Source organism: Nonomuraea sp. NPDC049129 (genome assembly GCF_040648495.1).
GTDB lineage: Bacteria > Actinomycetota > Actinomycetes > Streptosporangiales > Streptosporangiaceae > Nonomuraea.
Genome location: NZ_JBEZDU010000002.1, coordinates 323132 through 342736, shown reverse-complemented (window position 1 = coordinate 342736; position 19605 = coordinate 323132). Strand labels below are relative to the sequence as shown.

Annotated in this window: 19 protein-coding genes; 9 read left to right on the top strand and 10 right to left on the bottom strand. The window is 69.8% G+C overall.

What is annotated here, in order from left to right; genetic code table 11:
- Positions 1-3 precede the first annotated feature (3 nt).
- The 4 genes from AB0B64_RS06625 to AB0B64_RS06610 form a co-directional block, all read right to left on the bottom strand.
- Complete coding sequence (locus AB0B64_RS06625) at positions 4-1392, bottom strand: sugar porter family MFS transporter (RefSeq protein ID WP_357940866.1); 1389 nt, start codon at positions 1390-1392, stop codon at positions 4-6.
- Positions 1393-1460: 68 nt separating this feature from the next.
- The gene (locus AB0B64_RS06620; protein ID WP_357940864.1) at positions 1461-3956 is read right to left on the bottom strand and encodes a polynucleotide kinase-phosphatase; all 2496 of its coding nucleotides are present in this window, start codon (positions 3954-3956) and stop codon (positions 1461-1463) included.
- On the bottom strand, positions 3953-5404 hold the full coding sequence (locus AB0B64_RS06615; RefSeq protein WP_358175189.1) for a 3' terminal RNA ribose 2'-O-methyltransferase Hen1: 1452 nt from the start codon (positions 5402-5404) through the stop codon (positions 3953-3955). Before AB0B64_RS06615 ends, AB0B64_RS06620 begins: the two co-directional genes overlap by 4 nt.
- Positions 5405-5449: 45 nt before the next feature.
- A complete protein-coding gene (locus tag AB0B64_RS06610; RefSeq protein ID WP_358175186.1) occupies positions 5450-6364 on the bottom strand; it encodes an LLM class F420-dependent oxidoreductase in 915 nt (304 codons plus the stop codon).
- A 133-nt stretch (positions 6365-6497) separates the two neighbouring features.
- On the opposite strand from AB0B64_RS06610, the gene AB0B64_RS06605 reads away from it, so the two are divergent.
- The 3 genes from AB0B64_RS06605 to AB0B64_RS06595 are packed head-to-tail and all read left to right on the top strand — an operon-like array spanning position 6498 to position 9318.
- Positions 6498-7616 (top strand): histidine kinase, encoded by a 1119-nt coding sequence (locus AB0B64_RS06605; protein ID WP_358175183.1) that lies wholly within the window; start codon positions 6498-6500, stop codon positions 7614-7616.
- Positions 7613-8722, top strand: coding sequence for a histidine kinase (locus AB0B64_RS06600; RefSeq protein ID WP_357940856.1), 1110 nt, complete (start codon positions 7613-7615; stop codon positions 8720-8722). Before AB0B64_RS06605 ends, AB0B64_RS06600 begins: the two co-directional genes overlap by 4 nt.
- Complete coding sequence (locus AB0B64_RS06595; protein ID WP_357940854.1) at positions 8719-9318, top strand: response regulator transcription factor; 600 nt, start codon at positions 8719-8721, stop codon at positions 9316-9318. The genes AB0B64_RS06600 and AB0B64_RS06595 overlap by 4 nt, the downstream gene beginning before the upstream one ends.
- 20 nt (positions 9319-9338) lie before the next feature.
- Here AB0B64_RS06595 and AB0B64_RS06590 read toward each other — a convergent pair whose 3' ends face one another.
- Positions 9339-9608, bottom strand: a complete 270-nt coding sequence (locus tag AB0B64_RS06590) for a hypothetical protein (RefSeq protein ID WP_357940852.1) — start codon at positions 9606-9608, stop codon at positions 9339-9341.
- A gap of 345 nt (positions 9609-9953) precedes the next feature.
- Here AB0B64_RS06590 and AB0B64_RS06585 point away from each other — a divergent pair, with 345 nt between their 5' ends.
- The 3 genes from AB0B64_RS06585 (at position 9954) to AB0B64_RS06575 (ending at position 11918) form a co-directional block, all read left to right on the top strand.
- Positions 9954-10832, top strand: a complete 879-nt coding sequence (locus tag AB0B64_RS06585; RefSeq protein ID WP_358175180.1) for a helix-turn-helix transcriptional regulator — start codon at positions 9954-9956, stop codon at positions 10830-10832.
- On the top strand, positions 10832-11017 hold the full coding sequence (locus tag AB0B64_RS06580; RefSeq protein WP_357940848.1) for a DUF397 domain-containing protein: 186 nt from the start codon (positions 10832-10834) through the stop codon (positions 11015-11017). Before AB0B64_RS06585 ends, AB0B64_RS06580 begins: the two co-directional genes overlap by 1 nt.
- 187 nt (positions 11018-11204) lie before the next feature.
- Positions 11205-11918 carry a hypothetical protein gene (locus AB0B64_RS06575; RefSeq protein ID WP_358175177.1) on the top strand — a complete coding sequence of 238 codons (714 nt, stop codon included), beginning with the start codon at positions 11205-11207 and terminating at the stop codon, positions 11916-11918.
- Positions 11919-11956: 38 nt separating this feature from the next.
- On the opposite strand, the gene AB0B64_RS06570 is transcribed toward AB0B64_RS06575, so the two are convergent.
- Entirely contained in the window at positions 11957-12451 is a 495-nt protein-coding gene (locus tag AB0B64_RS06570) for a hemerythrin domain-containing protein (protein ID WP_358175174.1), read from the bottom strand.
- A 41-nt stretch (positions 12452-12492) separates the two neighbouring features.
- Here AB0B64_RS06570 and AB0B64_RS06565 point away from each other — a divergent pair, with 41 nt between their 5' ends.
- Complete coding sequence (locus AB0B64_RS06565; RefSeq protein ID WP_358175171.1) at positions 12493-13014, top strand: hypothetical protein; 522 nt, start codon at positions 12493-12495, stop codon at positions 13012-13014.
- Positions 13015-13135: 121 nt separating this feature from the next.
- On the opposite strand, the gene AB0B64_RS06560 is transcribed toward AB0B64_RS06565, so the two are convergent.
- The 3 genes from AB0B64_RS06560 to AB0B64_RS06550 are packed head-to-tail and all read right to left on the bottom strand — an operon-like array spanning position 13136 to position 17495.
- Complete coding sequence (locus AB0B64_RS06560; RefSeq protein WP_358175168.1) at positions 13136-14101, bottom strand: aminoglycoside phosphotransferase family protein; 966 nt, start codon at positions 14099-14101, stop codon at positions 13136-13138.
- A gap of 41 nt (positions 14102-14142) precedes the next feature.
- Positions 14143-15393: a class I SAM-dependent RNA methyltransferase gene (locus tag AB0B64_RS06555; protein ID WP_357940838.1), complete on the bottom strand. Its 1251-nt coding sequence runs from the start codon at positions 15391-15393 to the stop codon at positions 14143-14145.
- A gap of 50 nt (positions 15394-15443) precedes the next feature.
- Positions 15444-17495, bottom strand: coding sequence for an APC family permease (locus AB0B64_RS06550; protein WP_358175166.1), 2052 nt, complete (start codon positions 17493-17495; stop codon positions 15444-15446).
- Between the two features lie 103 nt (positions 17496-17598).
- On the opposite strand from AB0B64_RS06550, the gene AB0B64_RS06545 reads away from it, so the two are divergent.
- Both AB0B64_RS06545 and AB0B64_RS06540 read left to right on the top strand, forming a co-directional pair.
- Positions 17599-18264 carry a TrkA family potassium uptake protein gene (locus AB0B64_RS06545; RefSeq protein ID WP_357940834.1) on the top strand — a complete coding sequence of 222 codons (666 nt, stop codon included), beginning with the start codon at positions 17599-17601 and terminating at the stop codon, positions 18262-18264.
- Positions 18264-18923 (top strand): TrkA family potassium uptake protein, encoded by a 660-nt coding sequence (locus AB0B64_RS06540; RefSeq protein ID WP_357642476.1) that lies wholly within the window; start codon positions 18264-18266, stop codon positions 18921-18923. The genes AB0B64_RS06545 and AB0B64_RS06540 overlap by 1 nt, the downstream gene beginning before the upstream one ends.
- A 6-nt stretch (positions 18924-18929) precedes the next feature.
- Here the strand turns inward: AB0B64_RS06540 and AB0B64_RS06535 are convergent, their stop codons facing one another.
- Positions 18930-19601 carry a DUF3159 domain-containing protein gene (locus AB0B64_RS06535; RefSeq protein ID WP_357940832.1) on the bottom strand — a complete coding sequence of 224 codons (672 nt, stop codon included), beginning with the start codon at positions 19599-19601 and terminating at the stop codon, positions 18930-18932.
- Between the last annotated feature and the right edge of the window lie 4 nt (positions 19602-19605).

Sequence of the window (19605 nt, the reverse complement as noted above, 5' to 3'; positions counted from 1 at the left end):
ACGCTAACCCATCTCCTCCAGCTTGCGCCCCTTGGTCTCCTTGACGAACTTGGCGACGAACAGGAACGACAGCACGGCGAAGAAGGAGTACATGGCGTACGTGAGAGGCAGGTTCCACTTCCCCAGGGCCGGGAACGTCACCGTGATCGCCCAGTTCGCGATCCACTGCGCCGAGGCGGCCACGCCCAGGGCGGCGGCCCGGATGCGGTTGGGGAACATCTCCCCCAGGAGCACCCACACCACGACACCCCACGACAGCGCGAAGAACAGGACGAACACATTGGCCGCGACCAGCGCGATGGGTCCCTGCGGGGCGGGCAGGCTGAGCCCGCGGGCGTAGGAGAACGCCCACGCGGCCGTGCCCAGCGCGATGGCCATGCCGGCCGAGCCGATGAGCAGCAGCGGCTTGCGCCCGATCTTGTCGACCAGCGAGATCGCGATGAACGTACCGATGATGTTGATGACCGAGCTGGAGAAGCTGATCAGCAGCGAGTTGGCCTGGGTGATGCCCACCGACTGCCAGAGCACCGACGAGTAGTAGAAGATCACGTTGATGCCGACGAACTGCTGGAAGACCGACAGGGCGATGCCGATCCAGACGATCGGCAGCAGCCCGAGGGCGGGCCCGCGCAGCTCCTTGATCGTGGTCCTTTCCTCGGTCCTGAGGACCTGGTGGATCTCCGCCACCCGGGCGTCCAGATCTACGTGCTCGCCCTCGACCTCGGCCAGCACCATGCGGGCCTGCCTGATCCGGCCGACCGCGATCAGGTACCGGGGCGACTCAGGGATGGTCGAGGCGAACAGCAGGTAAAGCAGGGCGGGCACGACGCACGCGCCCAGCATCCACTGCCAGGCCTGCAGGCCCCACAGCGGGTTGTTGACGTCACCCTTCGCCAGCCGGACGAAGGCGTAGTTGACCAGCTGCGAGCACGCGATGCCCAGCACGATCGCGAGCTGCTGGAACGAACCGAGCCGGCCCCGGTAGGCAGGCGGCGACACCTCGGCGATGTAGGCCGGGCCGAGCACCGAGGCCATCCCGATCGCGATACCCGCCAGGATCCGCCAGAAGGCCAGGTCCCACAGGGCGAAGGGCAGCATCTGCCCGATCGAGCTGGCGGAGAAGAGGATGGCCGCCACCTGCATGGTCCTGGTACGTCCCCACCAGTCGGCCAGCCGGCCCGCGATCCAGGCGCCGATGGCGGAGCCGAGCAGCGCGATGGCCACCACGATCCCGATCTCCACCGGGCCGACGTGGAAGTACTTCTGGATGCCGACAACAGCGCCGTTGATCACGGCGCTGTCGTAGCCGAACAGGAACCCGCCGATGGCCGCCGCCGCCGTGATGAAGACGACGTGGCCGAGGTTCTCCTGGTGGCCGGACTGAGTAGCCATGCGGGCCTCCTCCCCGAAATGGGGATTTACCCGTAGTCACTCCACGTACGGCCATGATTACTCAAAAACTAGAGCCGAGGGTCCACCGGCTCGGATTCCAGGGCGAGTACCCCGAAAACCGGCTCGTGGACCCGCCAGCCCGCGTCGCCGTCGGCCAAGCGCGACAGAGCCTCCAGGCCGAGCGCGTACTCGCGCAGCGCCATGGACCGCTTCTTGCCGAGGAAGCGCCTGCGCAGGACGTCGAGCGACTCGGTGTAGTCGGGGCCGTAGATGATCCGCAGGTATTCGCGGCCGCGTACCTTCACTCCGGGCTGGACCCGCCCTGCCACGTACTGAGCGGGTTTGACCACCATGCCCTCGCCGCCCGCCGCCGTGAGCGACGACCACCACTCGACCGCCTCGGCCCGCGCCCGCGGCGAGTCGAGGGAGACGAACAGGTGCCTGGTGTGGGTGATCAGCGGCGAGTCCAGCAGGGCGAGTTTCGCCAGGTGCCAGGCGTGCGGCTCCAGCGCCGTGGCCCGGCCTTCGCAGGCCAGGATCTGGAACGGCGCCACCCGTACCCCCTCCAGGCCGTCGACCGGCCAGCAATAACGCGCATAGGCGTCGCGGAACAGGGCAGCGTTGTCGGTGCGGCGTCGAGTGCGGGCGAGCAGCCCGCCCACATCCAGCCCGCGCCCGGCGGCCGCCTCCAGAGCCGACATGGCCTCGGGCAGCGCCGCCCGCGCCGCCGCGCCGACGGAGGCGTACTGGCTCCTGATCAGCTCGCCCGCCTTGGCCGACCAAGGCAGCAGCTCGCAGTCGAGCGCCACCCAGTCGGAGCCGAGCTCGGCCCAGAGCGGCTCGCACGCCTCGCGCAGCCGGTCCACCAGCGGCGCCATGTCGTCGAAGAACGGACGACCGGTACGCGTGTAGACGGCGCCCGCCGAGCCGTCGGTCACGCCGAACCGGGCCGCGGCCACCTCGGGGGTCCTGGCGAGCACGGCGACGGCCCGCGAGCCCATGTGCTTCTCCTCGCACACGACCTCGCTCACCCCGGCGGCGGCGAACTCCTCGAACGCCTCGTGCGGGTGCTCCAGGTAGCCGTCGAGCGCGGAGGTCTCGGGCGGGGCCATGGTCGGCGGGAGGTAGACCAGCCAGCGCGGGTCCACGGCGAACCTGCTCATGATCTCCAGGGCGGCGGCCGCGTTCTCCTCCATCACCTTCACGCGGGTGCCGAACCGGGTCTCGATGTGCCTGGTGCCCTGGACGTCGCCGATGTCGAGCATGCCCGGGTCGCGGGCGGGCCCGCCGCCGAGCGGCTTGACCGATTCGTACCAGACCTTCTCGGCGGGGACGGAGACCAGCTCGCGTTCCGGGTAGCGCAGCGCGGTCATCGTGCCGCCGAAGACGCAGCCGGTGTCGAGGCAGATCGTGTTGTTGACCCACTCGGCCTTGATCGTGGGCGTGTGGCCGTAGACGACCATGGCCCGGCCGCGGTACTCCTCGGCCCAGGGGTAGCGGACCGGCAGGCCGTACTCGTCGGTCTCGCCCGTCGTGTCGCCATATAGGGCGAAGGAGCGGACGCGGCCCGACGCGCGGCCGTGGTAGGCCTCCTTGAGCCCGGCGTGCGCGACGACGAGCCGGCCGCCGTCGAGCCGGTAGTGGCTGATCAGGCCCTCCATGAAGGTACGGGCCCGCTCGACGAACTCCGGCGGCTCGGCGGCGAGCTGGTCGAGCGACTCCTGGAGGCCGTGCGCGACCTTGACCTTGCGGCCGTTCAGCGCGCGCACCAGCTTCGCCTCGTGGTTGCCCGCGACGCAGATCGCGGTGCCGGCCGCGACCATGCCCATGACCAGGCGGAGCACACCCGGCGTGTCGGGGCCACGGTCGACCAGGTCGCCGACGAAAACCGCCGTACGACCGGCCGGGTGCTGAGCGGTCACCGCCTTGCCCTCGACGCGCTCGATCTGCCAGCCCAGGCTTTCCAGCAGCGTCTCCAGCTCCGAACGGCAGCCGTGGATGTCGCCGATGACGTCGAACGGGCCGGTCAGCTCGCGCTTGTCGCTCCACGCCTTCTCGTACGACAGCTCCGCGTTCTCGATGGCCTCCAGGCCGCGCAGCACGTGCACCTTCCTGAAGCCGTCGCGGGAGATCTTGCCCAGCGAGCGGCGCAGGTCCTTGCGCTGGCGGATCACCACGCCGGGCCCGAAGTCGCGGTTGGGGCGGCCGGCGTTGCGCTCGATCGCCACCTCCTCGGGGGTGTCCAGCACGATCGCCTCGGCCAGCACGTCGTGCTTCTTGGCCAGCTCGATGAGGCTGCGACGGGCCGGGTACTGGACGTTCGTGGCGTCGACCACGGTGAACAGCCCCCTGGCCAGGCGTACGCCGACGATGTGGTGCAGCAGGTCGAAGGCGGCGGGGGTGGCCGACTGGTCGTTCTCGTCGTCGGCGACCAGGCCGCGGCAGAAGTCGGACGAGATGACCTGCGTCGGCTTGAAGTGCTTGGCGGCGAACGTCGACTTCCCGCTGCCCGACACACCGACGAGCACCACGAGGGACAGCTCGGGAACGCTGATCGGGCTCATCGGGTGAACACTCCCATCTGGGTGGGCGGCCCGACCTCGGGGTCGTCGTCGCCGACGGGCTTGTAGGTGACCTGGTATCCGTACTGCTCGGCCACCCGCTCGGCCCACACGGCGAACTCGGCGCGGGTCCACTCGAAACGGTGGTCGCGGTGGCGCAGTCCGGTCAGGAACTCGTAGCGGGGGTTGTACTCGATGTTCGGGGTGGTGACGAGCACGTGCTGGGGCCGGGCGTGGCCGAACACGACGCGTTCGAGCGCCGCCAGGCGCGGCGGGTCGACGTGCTCGACCACCTCCATGAGCACGGCGGCGTCATAGCCGGTCAGCCGCTTGTCGGTGTAGGTGAGCGCGCCCTGGAACAGCGTCAGCCTGGCCCGCTTGCCGTCGGGCATCCGGTCCAGCTTGAGCTTGCGCGCGGCGATGGTGAGCGCCATGGCCGAGACGTCCATCCCGGCGACCCTGGCGAACCTGGGCCTGGCCAGCAGCGCGCCGACCAGCTCGCCCTGCCCGCAGCCGAGGTCGAGCACGCTGGTCGCGCCGAGGTCCTCCAGGGTCTCCAGTACGGCCTCGCGCCGCCTGACGTTCAGCGCCCTCGGCTTGACCTCCGGCACGTCGCCCTGGGCCGCGGCCTCCACGGCCGCCGCCTCGTCGGCCGCGGTCTCCCCCGCCGCCGCGTCCTCGTCGACCGCGGGCTCCAGCTGCTCCTCGGTCTCGTCGCCCAGCTCGGCCAGCCTGGCCAGCGCCGTCCGGGCCAGCGCCCAGCGGCGGCCCAGGTAGCGGCGCATGATCAGGCCGCGCTCCGGGTGCCCGTACAGCCAGCCCTCACCGGCCCTGACCAGCTTGTCGACCTCGTCGGGCGCGATCCAGTAGTGCTTGCCGTCGTCGAGCACGGGCAGCAGCACGTACAGGTGATTGAGCGCGTCGGCCAGCCGGACGGTCCCGCTGAGCGTCAGCCGGACGTAACGCGAGTCGCCCCACTCGGGAAAACCCTCGTCCAGGGGTACGGCCTTCGCCTCGACGGTCCAGCCGAGCGGCTCGAACAGCCGGACCGCCAGCTCGGGCCCGCCGCGGCAGGGCAGCGCCGGCAGCCGGATCTCCAGCGGCATCGGCCGGCCCGGCAGGTCCGGCCTGGCCTTGCAGCGCCCGGCCCGCGCGGTGCGGAAGACGTCGCCCAGGGCCACGGCCAGCAGCGAGGAGGCGGCGTAGGGCCGGTCGTTGACGTACTGGGACAGGCTGAAGTCGGGCGAGTTCTTGCCGCGTGACCGGACCAGCGCGATCGGGTCGACCTCGAGCAGCAGCGCGGCCGTGCAGCGCCCCTCGCCCGACTCCGGATAGAAGACCGTGGCCGTGCCGAACGACCGGTCGAACTCCTGCACCCGATCAGGATGCTTGTGCAGGAGAAAGCCCAGGTCGGTGGCGGGTGTGGCGGTGGTCGTAATGGTCAGCAGCACGGGCCAAGTGTGCCGCAGTCCAACAAAGGGGCGCTAACGGTTATGTCAGACGTGTGGCAGTACCTCGGCCGCGATCAGCTCGAGGTGTTCGAGGTCGGACAGATCCATGACCTGGAGGTAGACCCGCTCGGCACCGAGCTCGCCCAGCTGGCCGATCTTGTCGATCACCTCGGCCGGGGTTCCCGCGAGTCCGCCCGTGCGCAGCCCGGCCAGATCCTGCCCGATGGCGGCCGCGCGCCGTTCGATCTCGGCCTGGTCGCGGCCGACGCAGACGGTCTGCGCCGCCGACAGGAGCACGGTACGGCCGGTCTCCGCGCTCGCCTCCCGCACCCGGGCATATGCCTCGCTCGTCTCGGACAGCGTCCTGAACGGCACGTTGTACTCGTCGGCGAAGGCGGCCGCCAGCCGGGGCGTGCGCTTGGCGCCGACCCCGCCGATGATGACCGGCGGGTGCGGGCGCTGGATCGGCTTGGGCAGCGCCGGGGAGTCGACGAGCCGGTAGTAGCTGCCCTCGAAGGAGTAGCCCTTCTCCGCTGTCCACAGCCCCAGGATGATCTCCAGCTGCTCCTCGAACCGGCCGAACCGCTCCCCCACCGGCGGGAACGGGATGCCGTACGAGCGGTGTTCCTCCTCGAACCAGCCGGTGCCGAAGCCCAGCTCGACCCGGCCGCCGCTCATCTGGTCCACCTGCGCGACGCTGATGGCCAGCGGCCCCGGCAGCCGGAACGTGGCCGGGCTCACCAGTGTGCCGAGCCTGACCGTGGAGGTCTCCCTGGCCAGCGCGGCCAGCGTGAGCCAGGCGTCGGTCGACCCGGGCCCCGGCTCCCCTTCCCCGATGCGCATGTAATGGTCAGACCGGAAGAACGCGTCGAAACCCAGCCGTTCCGTGGCCTGGGCGACGGTGAGCAGGTCGTCGTAGGTGGCACCCTGCTGGGGCTCAGTGAAGATCCGCAACTTCATAAGCCTCATTATCCGCTTACGTACCACCACACAATGGACGACACCCGGAGAATGCCCCTGCCCCACCCCACCGCCCCCGCGACGGCCATAGGATTTTCTGAGCAACGTGGCTTTTGTCGGCGAGAGGGGTGAGATGGCGACCCGTCCGGAGACGGCGAAGAAGATCCTCCTCTACTGGATGGACGCCACGTTCGCCGTGATGGGCTTCATGCTCTCGATGCTGGTCCTCACCTCGGCCGGCGAGGGGCGGATCTCCGTAGCGCACGCGGTGGCCATCGAGGTGTGCGCCCTGGCCGCGCTGGCGTTCCTCCCCCTGATCCTGCGCGACGCCTACGACGACCGGCCACGTCCCACCGCGAAGCTGGTCGCGTGCGGGCTGTTCTCCGCGAGCGCGGTGGCGCTCGCGCCGTCCTCCGGCGCCACCGGGTCGTGGGAGATGGCCGGGTGCTTCTTTCTCTCGGCCCTCGCCCTCTACGTCCCGCTGTGGGCGACGGTCTGCGTGGGCGCCGCGCTGGTCGCGCTGACCACCTTCTATGTGTCGGCGGTCGGCGACCAGCCGTGGCTGACCCTTGTGCTCTCCCTCACGGTGTCCGCCGTGCTGCTGCCCGGCACCATGAAGCTCTGGCGCTGGCTGTGGTGGACGCTCAGGGAGGCGTACGACAGCCGGGAGGCCAAGGCCACCCTGGCCGTGTCGAACGAGCGGCTGCGCTTCGCCCGCGACCTGCACGACCTGCTCGGCCACAGCCTGTCCGTCCTCACGCTGAAGAGCGAACTGGCCGCCAAACTGGCCACCATCGACGCGGGCAAGGCGGCGGCCGAGATGGCCGACGTACGCCGCCTGGCCGCCGAATCGCTCGCCGAGGTGCAGGTGGCCGTGGACGGCTACCGGGTGCTCGACCTGGACGAGGAGCTCGCCGGGGTGCGCGCCGCGCTGGAGGCGGCGGGCGCGCGGTGCGTCATCGAGGCCAGGACCGACGACCTGTCCCCCGCCGCCCGTACGCTGCTCGCCTGGGCGGTGCGCGAGGGAGGCACCAACGTGCTCAAGCACAGTACGGCCACGCGCTGCGCGATCGTCATCGACGGTGGCGTGCTGGAGATGCGCAACGACGGCGTGCGCGGGCCCGCCACCAGCGGCCCGGACGGGAGCGGGCTCCGTGGCCTGGCCGAGCGCATGTCGGCCGCGGGCGGCTCGTTCACGACGGCCGCCACACCCTCGGGCGAGTTCCTTTTGCGGGCGGCGGTGTCCGCATGAGGGCGGTGAGCGGCCGGCTTCGGCGGGCGAGCCGGCTCGACAAGGTGCGCTGGCTGATCGTCTACACCGCCGATATCGCCAACCTGCTCGCCCTGCTCGGGCTCTACCAGCTGTACGTCCAGTGGAGTGCGGGCATTCCCGCGGCCCTGGTGATAACGGCGGCCGTCCTGCTCCTCGTCCTGCTCGGGCTGGCCACTCGCGCGTTCAGGATCGCCGTCAGGGGCGGCCCGCGGCCGACCGTGATCCTGGTGGTCGCCGGGGTCGTCACGCTGCCCCTGGCCGTCTTAGCACTGGTCTGGGCGATCCCAGTGTTTCTGGGAATGCTCGCCCCGTTCGTCCGCAGGCGCACCATCATCGTGCTGGCCGCCGGGTCGATCGTGGTCCTCAACGCGTACGTCACGCTCGCCGCCGGGTTCCAGATCGAGGTCCTCCTCGTCCAGACCATCCTCACCGCCCTCATCACCGGCGGCGTCCGGGTGAACCTGTGGCTGTGGCGCGTGGCCAGGGACGCCCACGAGGGCCAGGAGGCCAGGGCCAGGCTCGCGGTGTCGGAGGAACGCCTGCGCTTCGCCCGCGACCTGAACGACCTGCTCGGCCAGAGCCTCGCCGACATCTCGGCCAGGGCCGGGGCCGCCTCCCAGACGCTGCGCGAGGATCCCTCGGCGGCGGCGGGCGAGATGTTCGAGGTACGCGACCTGGCCAGGCAGACGCTGCGCGAGGTGCGGTCCACCGTGCAGAACTATCGTGCCGTGGACCTCGACGAGGTCCTGGCCAGCGTGCGGGCGGTGCTGGAGGCGGCGGACGTACGCTGCGTCGTCCGGACGGACACGGGCTCGCTGACCGCCGAGACCCGCACGCTGCTGGCCACCGTGGTCCGCGAAGGCGCCACCAACATCCTCAAGCACAGCAAAGCCGGACATTGCACGATAACGATCGAGGACGGGGTGCTGGAGATGTCCAACGACGGGGTCGACGGGCCGGTGAGCGACCACGCGCCGGACGGGCTCGGCGGCCTGTCGCAGCGGCTCAGCGCCGCGGGCGGCACGCTGTCGGCGGCGCCTACGGACGACGGCGCCTACCTGCTCAGGGCGGCGGTTCCGGCATGACGACGCGCGTACTGCTGGCCGACGACGAGCACCTGATCCGCGGCGCCCTGGCGGCCCTGCTCGACCTGGAGGCGGGCATCGAGGTGATCGCCCAGGTCGGCCGGGGCGACGAGGTGCTGGCCGCCGTCGTCGAACACCGCCCCGACGTGGCCGTACTCGACATCGAGATGCCCGGCATGGACGGGCTGAGCGCGGCGGAGCAGATCAGCTCCATGTGCAAGATCGTCATCCTGACCAGCCTGGGTCGGCCCGGCTACCTGCGCAGGGCGATGGCGGCGGGGGTGAGCGGCTTCCTCGGCAAGGACGCCTCGGCAGAGGAACTGGCCATGGCGATCCGCAAGGTGCAGTCGGGCGGCCGCTACCTGGACGCCGAACTCGCGGCGGCGGCCATGGCCGCGGGCGACAGCCCCCTCACCGAACGGGAACGGGACGCCCTGCGCCTGGCCGACGACGGGGCCACGATCGCGCGGATCGCGGCTGAGCTGCACCTGACTGAGGGCACTGTGCGCAACTACCTGTCCAGCGCGATGACCAAGCTGAACGCCCAGAACCGGCTCGAAGCCATCCGTACGGCTCAGCGGATGGGGTGGCTCTGACAGCGAGGGCGTTTCCCCCGTCAACCCGACGCCTCATCTTTGGCTGGGCTGTCAACCGCCGAAAGGGACGCCCGAATCCTGTTGTTATAGCCGGTTCTATGCATATCAAGCAGCATTCCCTCGGGATCACCAAGTAACAGACCGAGCAGGAACATCAGACGCTCGAACGGGGTCCGATCATCTCCCCTGCCGAGTAGTGCGCATGCCACTATTCCCAGAACGACCATCAGCGCCACGCCTACGACCAGCAGCGCGATCGGCAAGGCACCGCCGAAGAAGACAGCGGTCACCGCAACTCCGCCGCCGACCGTGCTGTAAAGCGTCCTTCCACGAGGTCTGCGAGGGGCCGGGCAGTTATTCACGGCAGGTGTTTCGCCACCATTAGCTGCCATTCGACCCTGCCTGATCTCAGTCCGCCCTGAGGTGGGAGGCGGGACGGTCGGCCTATCGGGATTCCGCGCGAGTCATCCTGCCTCCTAAGCCCAGAGTGAGCTACGCTAACTCTGCATGCAAGGTTGCATGCAGAGATGCTTTCCTTACGTCTGGGAGAAGGTCAACGATGACCGGGCACACGCTGGGCTTCCGCGAGTCCGCGGAGCGGCAACTTGCCTAGATCGCCGTCGATCCAGCGCCGGATGCTGGCCGCCGAACTCCGCAGGATGCGCGAAAGTGCTTTTCTGACCGGCGAAGACCTCAAGGCGCGTTTGGGATGGTCCACCTCCAAGGTGAGCCGGATCGAGAACGCGCGTATCGGAATTTCAGCGGAGGATCTCGACATCCTGCTCAACCTGTACCAGGCCACCGCCGCTGATCGTCAGCGACTGGTGACCTTGCTTGATCATTCCCCCGCGCATCCATGGTGGCGCGCCTCCTCGACGCCGCCCAATGATTTTCATCAGTACCTGGATTTCGAAGCCGTCGCCGACCTGATCGAGGAATGGGAAATACGGGTTGTACCGGGATTATTCCAGGTTGCGGACTACGCGCGATGCCTCTTGAACGCTTGGAAAAGAATCGAGAGCACCCTGACGCCGCGCGAGCTCGAGGAGCGCGTAACCCTCCGCATGCGCCGCCAGGATCGCGTGACCTCCGATCACCCGCTTCAGCTCAATACCATTATCGATGAGTCCGTCTTGCTGCGGCGCATCGGTGACGCCACTGTGATGCACGCCCAGCTGGTTAGATTGCTCGAAATATCTGAACTTCCCAACGTAACTCTCCGCGTTTTGCCGCTGGACGCCGACCGCGAGATCATGGACGGCTCCTTCCTTCTTATCAAGCTTTCTCCGGGTGAAGAGGTCGAGCAGCGGCTGCTCTACATGGACAACGTAGGCTCCGGGACGATCAGCACAGATGAGACACATATCTATCAATTTCAACGTGCCTTCGAGAATCTGGCAGATCACGCCCTGACGCCCGAGCTCACTCGCGACCTGATCGCGCGCCACGATCGACAGCGATGGAGACCTGCAATGGCGCAGGAAAATCACCATTCACCACGGGAGTCCACATAATGGAAAAAGACCTGCTGACGGCCGCCTGGCAGCGATCAAGCCGGTGCAGCAACAATGGCTCTTGCGTCGAAGTCGCCCGGCTGCGGGGCGGCCGTGTCGCGATACGCGACAGCAAGAATCCGCACGTGCACCCTGTCATCGTGCCGGATGCCGTTTATGAAGAGTTCATCAGGTCGATCAAGTAACCAGGCCGGCCCGACCCACCCGCTACGCGCCGCGACCGGGAGACCGGGCCCGAGAGGCGCTGCGGCCGAGAAGCCGGGAGGATTTCGTTCTCTCGGCCTCTCACCTGCAAGTGCTCCAAACTCGGCCTTCAGCCGAGCGATGGCATATCTTCGGGTCCGTAGTGGAACAGAGCGCAGGAGGCAGGCTATGCGGCGGTGCGTCCAAGAGCTCGGCAGCGACGAGGTCGCGGACGATGCCCTGCTGGACTACTACCTGATCTTGGCTGAGACGGACGGCGGAGATTCTGGAGCACCGCCCCTGGGGATCCTGGTCGAGGAGTTCGTGCTCTGCGACGACTACACCGCGGCTGCCATCGACAGTGCCGAGTGGTCGGCGGCGGCCGGTGCCTGGCGGAGTTCGCCCGCATCGAGCCGCGACATCCGTACCGACGCCCACCTGCGGGCACGGGTGACCGCGGTGAGCCGTCACGACGCGGGCCGGGCCTACCAGGCGGGCGGCGGGGGCGAGCTGCCGCAGGAGGCCGAGATCCGCGCCCTGTTCCGCGAACGCCAGCCGTTACCGGCCGCCGCCCCGCTCGACCTGGGCACGACCGGGTCACGCCACTACCGCATCCTGTTCGCCGGGGAACCGCACAACTTGGGGAACATTCGCTCGGCCCTGGGATTGGAGCCGATCGACGACCCCCTGGCCCGCGTGGTCGGCACGGCGACGGCGACCGCCGCGGGTCACACCTTCACCTGGGAGTTGCGCCGGATCGGGCCGGGGATCGCTTGGTGTCTGGACGTGACCGTACGCCTGGGGGCCGGCCCGGAGTCCGCCATCGGGGCCCTGCTCCACCACCACCGGCAGGCGATCCGCGAGCAGGGCCTGATCCCCGTCACGATCGAACGCTTCGCCTGAGCCTCCGAACCACGCGAGGCGGCGCGATCACACTCCCGCTACCCCATCTGTCCCCGGCTGAGGAAGGCGGGCGCGGCCGCACGCCACCCGGGGGCGTCCAGCGCGTTGAGCGCCGAGATGAGCCGCCTCTCCTCGTAGACGAAGTGGGACTCCAGCAGGGCGGCCAGACCGTCCAGGTCGGCCCGCACCCGTTCGGGATCCGCCTCCAGGTCGCCGAGCAGCTCCTGCAGCTCCCGCATGATGTCGGCCACCTGCCGGTGGTCACGGGCCAGCTCATCGAGTACGGGCCGCAGCTCGGGGAACTGCTCCGCCAGAGCGGGGAAGGCCCCTTCGTCTTCACCGCTGTGGTGCTTGGTCACGGCCGAGCAGAACGTCAGGCAGTGGGCCCGCAGCTCCCGCGGCCGCTCGGGATGGGCGTACACGTCCTCGCGCAGCCGGGCCAGCTCCTCACGGAGCCAGAGGTGCACCTCGATCAACTGGTTGCCGAACGCCGTCAGGCGGCCGTCCGGTTCGGTGGGCGGGTTCATGGTCATCCCATCCAGCACCCAATTCCGCGTGCCGTCAAACTAGGACGGTGAACAGGATCATCGTCTGCGGCATCTCCGGGTCGGGCAAGACGACGCTCGCCAGGAGGCTGGCCGCCCGGCTCGGCCTGCCCCGCCACGAGCTCGACGCCCTGCATCACGGTCCCGGCTGGGTCAAGCGGCCGGAGTTCGAGGCCGATGTGGACGAGTTCAGCCGGGGCGAGCAGTGGGTGACCGAGGACCAGTACCACCGCTTCCTGGGCGACCTCCTCTGGCAGCGCACCGACACGGCCGTCTGGCTGGACCTGCCGCGCCGCACCGTGATGTGGCGGGTCGTACGCCGCTCACTCGGCCGCGCCATCACCCGGCGCGAGCTGTGGAACGGCAACCGGGAGGACTGGAGCTCCTGGCTCGAACCCGACCACCCGATCCGGTGGGCGTGGACGCACCACCAGCGCCGCAGAACGCAGACCGCCGACCTCGTCACCCGCCATCCGGAGGTGACGGTGATCCGCTTGCGTACGGCACGCGCGGCGAAACGCTGGCTCGGCGGCCTGCCCCCGAAGGCGTGAGCCGCCTACCCGATCAGGTCGAAGGCCGGCCGGGGCTCGATCTTGGCCAGCCGTGCGGCGCCCGCCCGGCTCGCGGAATCTCACTTTCACCCGCTCACCTCCTGAGAGGGCCGGAGAGACGCTAGCCGATGAGTGCCTCGGTGATCTGGCGGGTGGTCTGCGCGGCGACCCGGGGGTTGGTGGCGGCGTAGGAGGTGTAGGCGTTCAGGCCGGTGGCCAGCGCCCAGCCGCGGCCGCGGGTCCAGGTGTCGTCGTCCACGCCGAGCGCCGCACGGAAAGCGGCCCGGCTCTCGGCCGACATCAGGGTGAAGGCGATGGTCAGGTCGCGGGCCGGGTCGCCGATGCCGAGCTCGCCGAAGTCGATGACCGCGCTGAGGCGGCCGTCGGCGGTCAGCAGGTTGCCGGTGTGGAAGTCGCCGTGGAACCAGACCGGAGGGCGATCCCATCCGGGCACGCTCAGCGCGGCCTCCCACAGCTCGGTCATGGCCGCGGCGTCGAAAACGGCACCCAAAGCAGCGTCGACCGCGGCGCCCGACGCCGCTCCAGACGCGGCTCCAGACGCGGCTCCCGACGTGGTGCCCACCTGCGCGATGGCGGCACGCGTGGCGCGGTCCCGGTCTGCCAGTGGTCGCCCGGTGAGGTCCTCTCGGGTACGCGCGGCCGGGATGTCCCCGGGCGCGAACCGCTGAAGGGCAGTAAGGAAGTCCGCCAGTTCGACAGCGGCCTCACAAGAGGAGGCCAGGGTCTCGACGGTCGCCACCTCGCCGTCCAGCCAGCGCGACACCGCCCACGGCCAGGGATAGCCGTAGCCGGGCTCACCCACCCCCACCGGCACCGGGATGGCCAGCGGCAGGTGCGGGGCGAGCCGGGGCAGCCACTCGTACTCCTTCTTGGCCTGCCCGATGGCCCCGGTGTGGCGGGGCAGCCGGACGGACAGCTCCTCGCCCAGCCGGTAGATCACATGGTCCGAGCCGGCCGGGTCGAGCAGCTTCAGAGGCAGCTCGGCCCACTGCGGGAACTGGGCGTCGACCAGGCGCCTGACGAGCGCGGCGTCGATGGGCGGGCGGGTGTCCGAAGTGCTTGCCAAGAACAGCTCCAGGTAAGGACGGTCAGCTTCCCAGAACCGCGTCAGCCCCTGGCCAGCAGTGCCACGCACTCCACATGGTGGGTCATCGGGAAGGCGTCGAAGGCCCGCAGGTCGACCAGCCCGTAGCCGTCGTCGCCGAACCAGGCCAGGTCGCGGGCCAGCGTCGCCGGGTCGCACGAGACGTAGACGATCCGCGAGGACTCCAGCGCGGTGATCCGGTGGACCACGTCGCGCCCCAGCCCCGACCGGGGCGGATCGACGACGACGATGTCGGCCCGCTCGATCTGGAACCGGTCCAGCGCCTCCTCCACCCGTCCCCGCTCCACCCGGGCCTGCGGCAGGTCGCGCAGGTTGGCGCGGGCGTCGCGGACGGCCGACGCCTCCGACTCCAGGCCGAACACCGCGCCCTGCTCCCCCACGCCCTCCGCCAGGCCGGCGGCGAACAGGCCGACCCCGCAGTAGAGGTCCAGCGCCCACTCCCCCGGCTCCGGCGCGGCGTAGGACAGGACGGCGTCCAGCAGGGTCTCGGCGGCGCCCGGGTGCACCTGCCAGAAGCCGCTGCCCGCCACCCTGAACTCGCGGTCGCCCACCTGCTCGCGCAGCACGCCCGAGCCCTTGCGCGGGACGGTGTGGCCCTTGCCCTGGTCGAGCAGGATCGAGGCGGGCGCGTCGAGGTCGGGCACGGTCACGCTGCGCCTGGGGCGCGGCCTGACCACCACGGCCCGGTCGCCGGTCGAGGAGGCGATCACCTCGACGGCGGAGGCGCCCTGCCACTCGCGCTGCTCAGCGCCGACGGCCTCCACTTCCGGGTGCGCGATCAGGCAGGCGTCGACGACCTCGATGTCGTGCGAGCGGTGCCTGCGGAAGCCGAGCTCGCCGCTGGGCCGGGCGGCGAACTGTACGCGGGTGCGCCAGCCGAGCCCGTCCTTGGCGCCGGGCACCTCCTCGACCACGATCTCGCGCTCGATGCCGGCCAGCCTGCTCAGCTGCTCGGCCACCACGGCGGCCTTGAGGCCACGCTGGGCCTCCTGGGTGGCGTGCTGCCAGTCGCAGCCGCCACAGCGGCCGGGGCCCGCGTAGGGGCAGGGCGGGACCACGCGGTCGGGCGACGGCTCCAGCACCTGCACGGCGTCGGCCCGGAGGAAGCGGGTCGTCTCCTCGGTGACCTCGGCGATGACCCGCTCGCCGGGCAGCGCGTGGCGTACGAACACCACGCGCCCGTCATGGCGCGCCACGCACCAACCGCCATGGGCGACCGGACCTACCGTCAGCTCGAGAGATGCCTGTTCCACACGGACACCCTATGCCCTGACCGGCACTGCCACTTTCCGGACTTAGTCCGTTACGCGGAGTGGTCTCCGGCCTTGACCTGCTTCTGGACCACCTGATGTCCCGCCCGGCGCGAGGCACCCGGGGCGGCCGGTTCGGGGCGGCCCTTGAGCCGGTCGGAGGAATGGAGCTGCCACGGCACGCTCGTCACCATGACGCCCGGCTTGAACAGCAGCCGCGCCTTCAGCCGCAGCGCGCTCTGGTTGTGCAGCAGGTGCTCCCACCAGTGCCCGACCACGTACTCGGGGATGAACACGGTGACCACGTCGCGCGGCGAGCGGCGGCGCAGCGTCTTGACGTAGTCGAGGATCGGCTGGGTGATCTCCCGGTACGGCGAGTCGAGCATCTTGAGCGGCACCGGGATGCCCCGGCGCTCCCACTCGTCCTGGAGCTGCCGCGCCTCGGCGCCCTCGACGCCGACGGTGATCGCCTCCAGCGTGGACGGCCGGGTGGCGCGGGCGTAGGCGAGCGCGCGCAGCGTCGGCTTGTGGATCTTGGAGACGAGCACGATCGCGTGGTTGCGCGCCGGCAGCGTCGACTCGTCGTACTCCTCGGTGATCTCCAGCTCGGCCGCCACGTTGTCGTAGTGGCGCCTGATGGCCTTCATCATGAGGAACAGGATCGGCATCGCGAAGCACACGATCCAGGCGCCGACCAGGAACTTGGTCAGCAGTACGACGACCAGCACCAGCCCGGTCATGATGCCGCCGAAGAAGTTGATCACCCGCGAGCGGTGCATCTGGTGCCGGATCTTGGGGTCGGTCTCGGTCTTGAGATGGCGGGTCCAGTGGATGACCATGCCGATCTGGCTGAGTGTGAAGGAGACGAAGACGCCGACGATGTACAGGTTCAGCAGGCGGCTGACGTCGGCGTCGAAGCCCCACAGCAGCAGGCAGGCGCCCAGCGCCAGGATGACGATGCCGTTGGAGAAGGCGAGCCGGTCGCCGCGGGTGTGCAGCTGGCGGGGCAGGTAGCGGTCCTGGGCCAGGATCGAGCCGAGCACCGGGAAGCCGTTGAAGGCGGTGTTGGCGGCCAGGAACAGGATGAGCGCGGTGACCGCCGAGATGATGACGAACGGCAGCGAGCCGCCGCCGAAGACCGCGTCGGCCACCTGCGAGATGATCGGCTGCTGGTAGTAGCCGGGGCCGACCGGCTGCCCGTCGGGCCCGTGCAGGTCCGTGGCCACCACGGACGGCTCGGCCACCTTCACGCCCGAGGCCAGGCCCAGCGCGATGATGCCGCCGAACATGGTGATGGCGACCAGGCCCATCATGAGCAGCGTGGTGGCGGCGTTCTTGCTCTTGGGCTTGCGGAAGGCGGGCACGCCGTTGCTGATGGCCTCGACGCCCGTCAGCGCCGCGCAGCCGGAGGAGAAGGCGCGAAGGATGAGGAAGGCGGCGGCGAAGGTGGTCAGGTTGGTCTGCTCGGCGTCGATGGTGAACCCGTCGCTGGGCGCATGCAGCTCGTCGCCGAGCACCAGCAGCCGGAAGCCGCCCCAGGCGATCAGGCCGAGCACCGCGATCATGAACGCGTACGTCGGGACGGCGAAGGCGGCCCCCGACTCGCGCAGACCGCGCAGATTGACCACGGTGAGCAGGACGACGATGACGATGGCGACGGCCGGCTTGTGCTCGCCGACGAAGGGGATCGTGGCGCCCACGTAGTCGACGCCGTTGGCGACCGACACCGCCACGGTCAGCACGTAGTCGACCATGAGCGCGCTGGCCACGGTCAGGCCGGCGTTCTTGCCCAGGTTGGTGGTGGCCACCTCGTAGTCGCCGCCACCGCTCGGGTAGGCGTGCACGTTCTGCCGGTACGACGCCACCACCGTGAGCATCACGACCACGACGGCGATCGCGACCCATGGGCTGTAGGCGTAGAACGACACTCCGGCCAGCGACAGGATGACCAGGATCTCCTGCGGCGCGTACGCCACAGAGGACAGGGCGTCGCTGGCGAAGACCGGCAGGGCAATGCGTTTGGGCAGCAGCTGCTCGTGGAGCTGGCCGCTGCGCAGCGCCCGGCCCACCAGCACGCGTTTGACAAGATCCGTTACCTTCGCCACGTTACGAGATGCTAGCCCCCCGCGGTAGGGGCGCCGACGTTGCGCTCCCCTATCGCGCCATACTGGTGTCGAGCAACCGGCCGACCGCGAAGTGCGGGGGAGTATGCATATAGTGATCATGGGATGTGGCCGGGTCGGTTCGACCTTGGCTCACATCCTCGAGGACAACGGCCATACGGTCGCGATCATCGACCGGGATCCGCAGGCGTTTCGCCGGCTGCGGGCCGGTTTCCGGGGGCGCCGGGTGACCGGTGTCGGATTCGACCGCGACGTGCTCACCGAGGCGGGCATCGAGTCCGCTTCCGCGTACGTGGCGGTCTCCAGCGGCGACAACTCCAACATCATCTCGGCGCGGGCGGCGCGCGAGACGTTCGGCGTCGACAATGTGGTGGCCCGCATCTACGACCCGCGGCGGGCCGAGGTCTACCAGCGCCTCGGCATCCCGACGGTGGCGACCGTGCGGTGGACCGCCGACCAGATCCTGCGCCGCATCCTGCCCGAGGGCGCCGAGCCGCTCTGGCGCGACCCCACCGGCACCGTGGTCCTGGCCGAGGTCGCCACGCACACCGGCTGGATCGGCACTCGCGCCGTCGAGCTGGAGGAGCGGGGCAGGGTCCGCGTCGCCTACCTCAACCGCATGGGCGAGGCCCTGGTCATCGCCGACGACACCGTGATCCAGGACGGCGACGTGCTGCACGTCATCGCCACAGAGAGCGACATGGACCGGATCAACAAGGTGCTCGCGGCGGCACCGGAAGAGGACCACTGATGCGCGTCGCCATCGCCGGAGCGGGGGCCGTGGGCCGATCCATCGCGGCCGAGCTGCTGGAGAACGGCCACGAGGTCCTGCTGATCGACATCGACCCCAGGGCCATCAAGATCGACAGCGTGCCGCGGGCGGAGTGGCTGCTGGCCGACGCCTGCGAGATCGCCTCGCTCGACGAGGCGGGGCTCAACAACTGCCACGTCGTCGTCGCCTCCTCCGGGGACGACAAGGTCAACCTCGTGGTGTCGCTGCTGGCCAAGACCGAGTACGGCGTGCCGCGCGTGGTGGCCAGGATCAACCACCCCAACAACGAGTGGCTGTTCAACGAGTCGTGGGGCGTGGACGTCGCGGTCTCGACGCCGCGCCTGCTGAGCGCGCTGGTCGAGGAGGCGGTGAGCGTCGGCGACCTGGTGCGCCTGATGACCTTCCGTCAGGGGCAGGCCAACCTGGTCGAGCTCACCCTGGCCGAGGACGCGCCCGTGGTGGGCCAGCGCGCCGGCTCGGTGCCGTGGCCCAACGACTCGGCGCTGGTCGCGATCCTGCGCGAGGGCCGGGTGCTGGTGCCGACCAACGACGACCCGCTCGAGGCGGGCGACGAACTCCTGTTCGTCGCCAACCAGGAGGTGGAGCAGGAGCTGGCGCACCTGCTCTCACAACACTGAGAAATGTCAGGCGGGGGCGACCGGCGGCTTGATCGGCGTTCGCCCCTTGCCGAGCAGCCACAGCATCGCGCCGAGCGCGGCCACCTGGAGCGGCCAGCCCATCGCGATCTTCGCCAGACCGAGGGCGGCCACGGCCTCGTCGCCGCCGCCCAGCAGCCACACGGGCAGCTGCACGGCCACCCTGACCACGCACGGGAGCATCAGCAGCCAGGTGAGCTTGACGCAGAGCTTCACGATGCCCGGATCCTTGTGCCAGGCCGTGGGGTCACCGGTGACCGAGCCGATCAGGAACCCGACCACGGGCCACCGGGTGACGATCGACAGCAGCATCGCCACCGAGTAGCCGGCGTTCCACAGGATGCCGGGCAGGAAATAGTCCTTCGCGTCGCCGCTGCGGCTGGCGAAGAACGCGCCGATGGCGATGCCGATCAGGCTGTTGATCACGAACTGCGGCGTCGACCGCTGCGCGAGCCTGGCCAGCAGGAGCAGGACCGCCAGCGAGATGCTGACGATGAGCGAGGTCTTCAGGTCCTCGGTGATGATCCATGACAGCGTGAACGCGATGGTCGGCACCGCCGCCTCGATGATCCCGCGCACTCCCCCGAACGCCTTGGCGAGCTGGGCTCGCACCGCCGCTTCCACGGTGTCGTGGGCGACCTCTTCCGCCTCAGCACTCACCTGA

Excerpts from the sequence above, each read along its gene's own strand:
- AB0B64_RS06625 (WP_357940866.1), bottom strand. The coding sequence starts at position 1,392 with ATGGCTACTCAGTCCGGCCACCAGGAGAACCTCGGCCACGTCGTCTTC.
- AB0B64_RS06620 (WP_357940864.1), bottom strand. The coding sequence starts at position 3,956 with ATGAGCCCGATCAGCGTTCCCGAGCTGTCCCTCGTGGTGCTCGTCGGT.
- AB0B64_RS06610 (WP_358175186.1), bottom strand. The coding sequence starts at position 6,364 with ATGAAGTTGCGGATCTTCACTGAGCCCCAGCAGGGTGCCACCTACGAC.
- AB0B64_RS06605 (WP_358175183.1), top strand. The coding sequence starts at position 6,498 with ATGGCGACCCGTCCGGAGACGGCGAAGAAGATCCTCCTCTACTGGATG.
- AB0B64_RS06600 (WP_357940856.1), top strand. The coding sequence starts at position 7,613 with ATGAGGGCGGTGAGCGGCCGGCTTCGGCGGGCGAGCCGGCTCGACAAG.
- AB0B64_RS06595 (WP_357940854.1), top strand. The coding sequence starts at position 8,719 with ATGACGACGCGCGTACTGCTGGCCGACGACGAGCACCTGATCCGCGGC.
- AB0B64_RS06585 (WP_358175180.1), top strand. The coding sequence starts at position 9,954 with ATGCTGGCCGCCGAACTCCGCAGGATGCGCGAAAGTGCTTTTCTGACC.
- AB0B64_RS06580 (WP_357940848.1), top strand. The coding sequence starts at position 10,832 with ATGGAAAAAGACCTGCTGACGGCCGCCTGGCAGCGATCAAGCCGGTGC.
- AB0B64_RS06575 (WP_358175177.1), top strand. The coding sequence starts at position 11,205 with ATGCGGCGGTGCGTCCAAGAGCTCGGCAGCGACGAGGTCGCGGACGAT.
- AB0B64_RS06570 (WP_358175174.1), bottom strand. The coding sequence starts at position 12,451 with ATGACCATGAACCCGCCCACCGAACCGGACGGCCGCCTGACGGCGTTC.
- AB0B64_RS06545 (WP_357940834.1), top strand. The coding sequence starts at position 17,599 with ATGCATATAGTGATCATGGGATGTGGCCGGGTCGGTTCGACCTTGGCT.
- AB0B64_RS06540 (WP_357642476.1), top strand. The coding sequence starts at position 18,264 with ATGCGCGTCGCCATCGCCGGAGCGGGGGCCGTGGGCCGATCCATCGCG.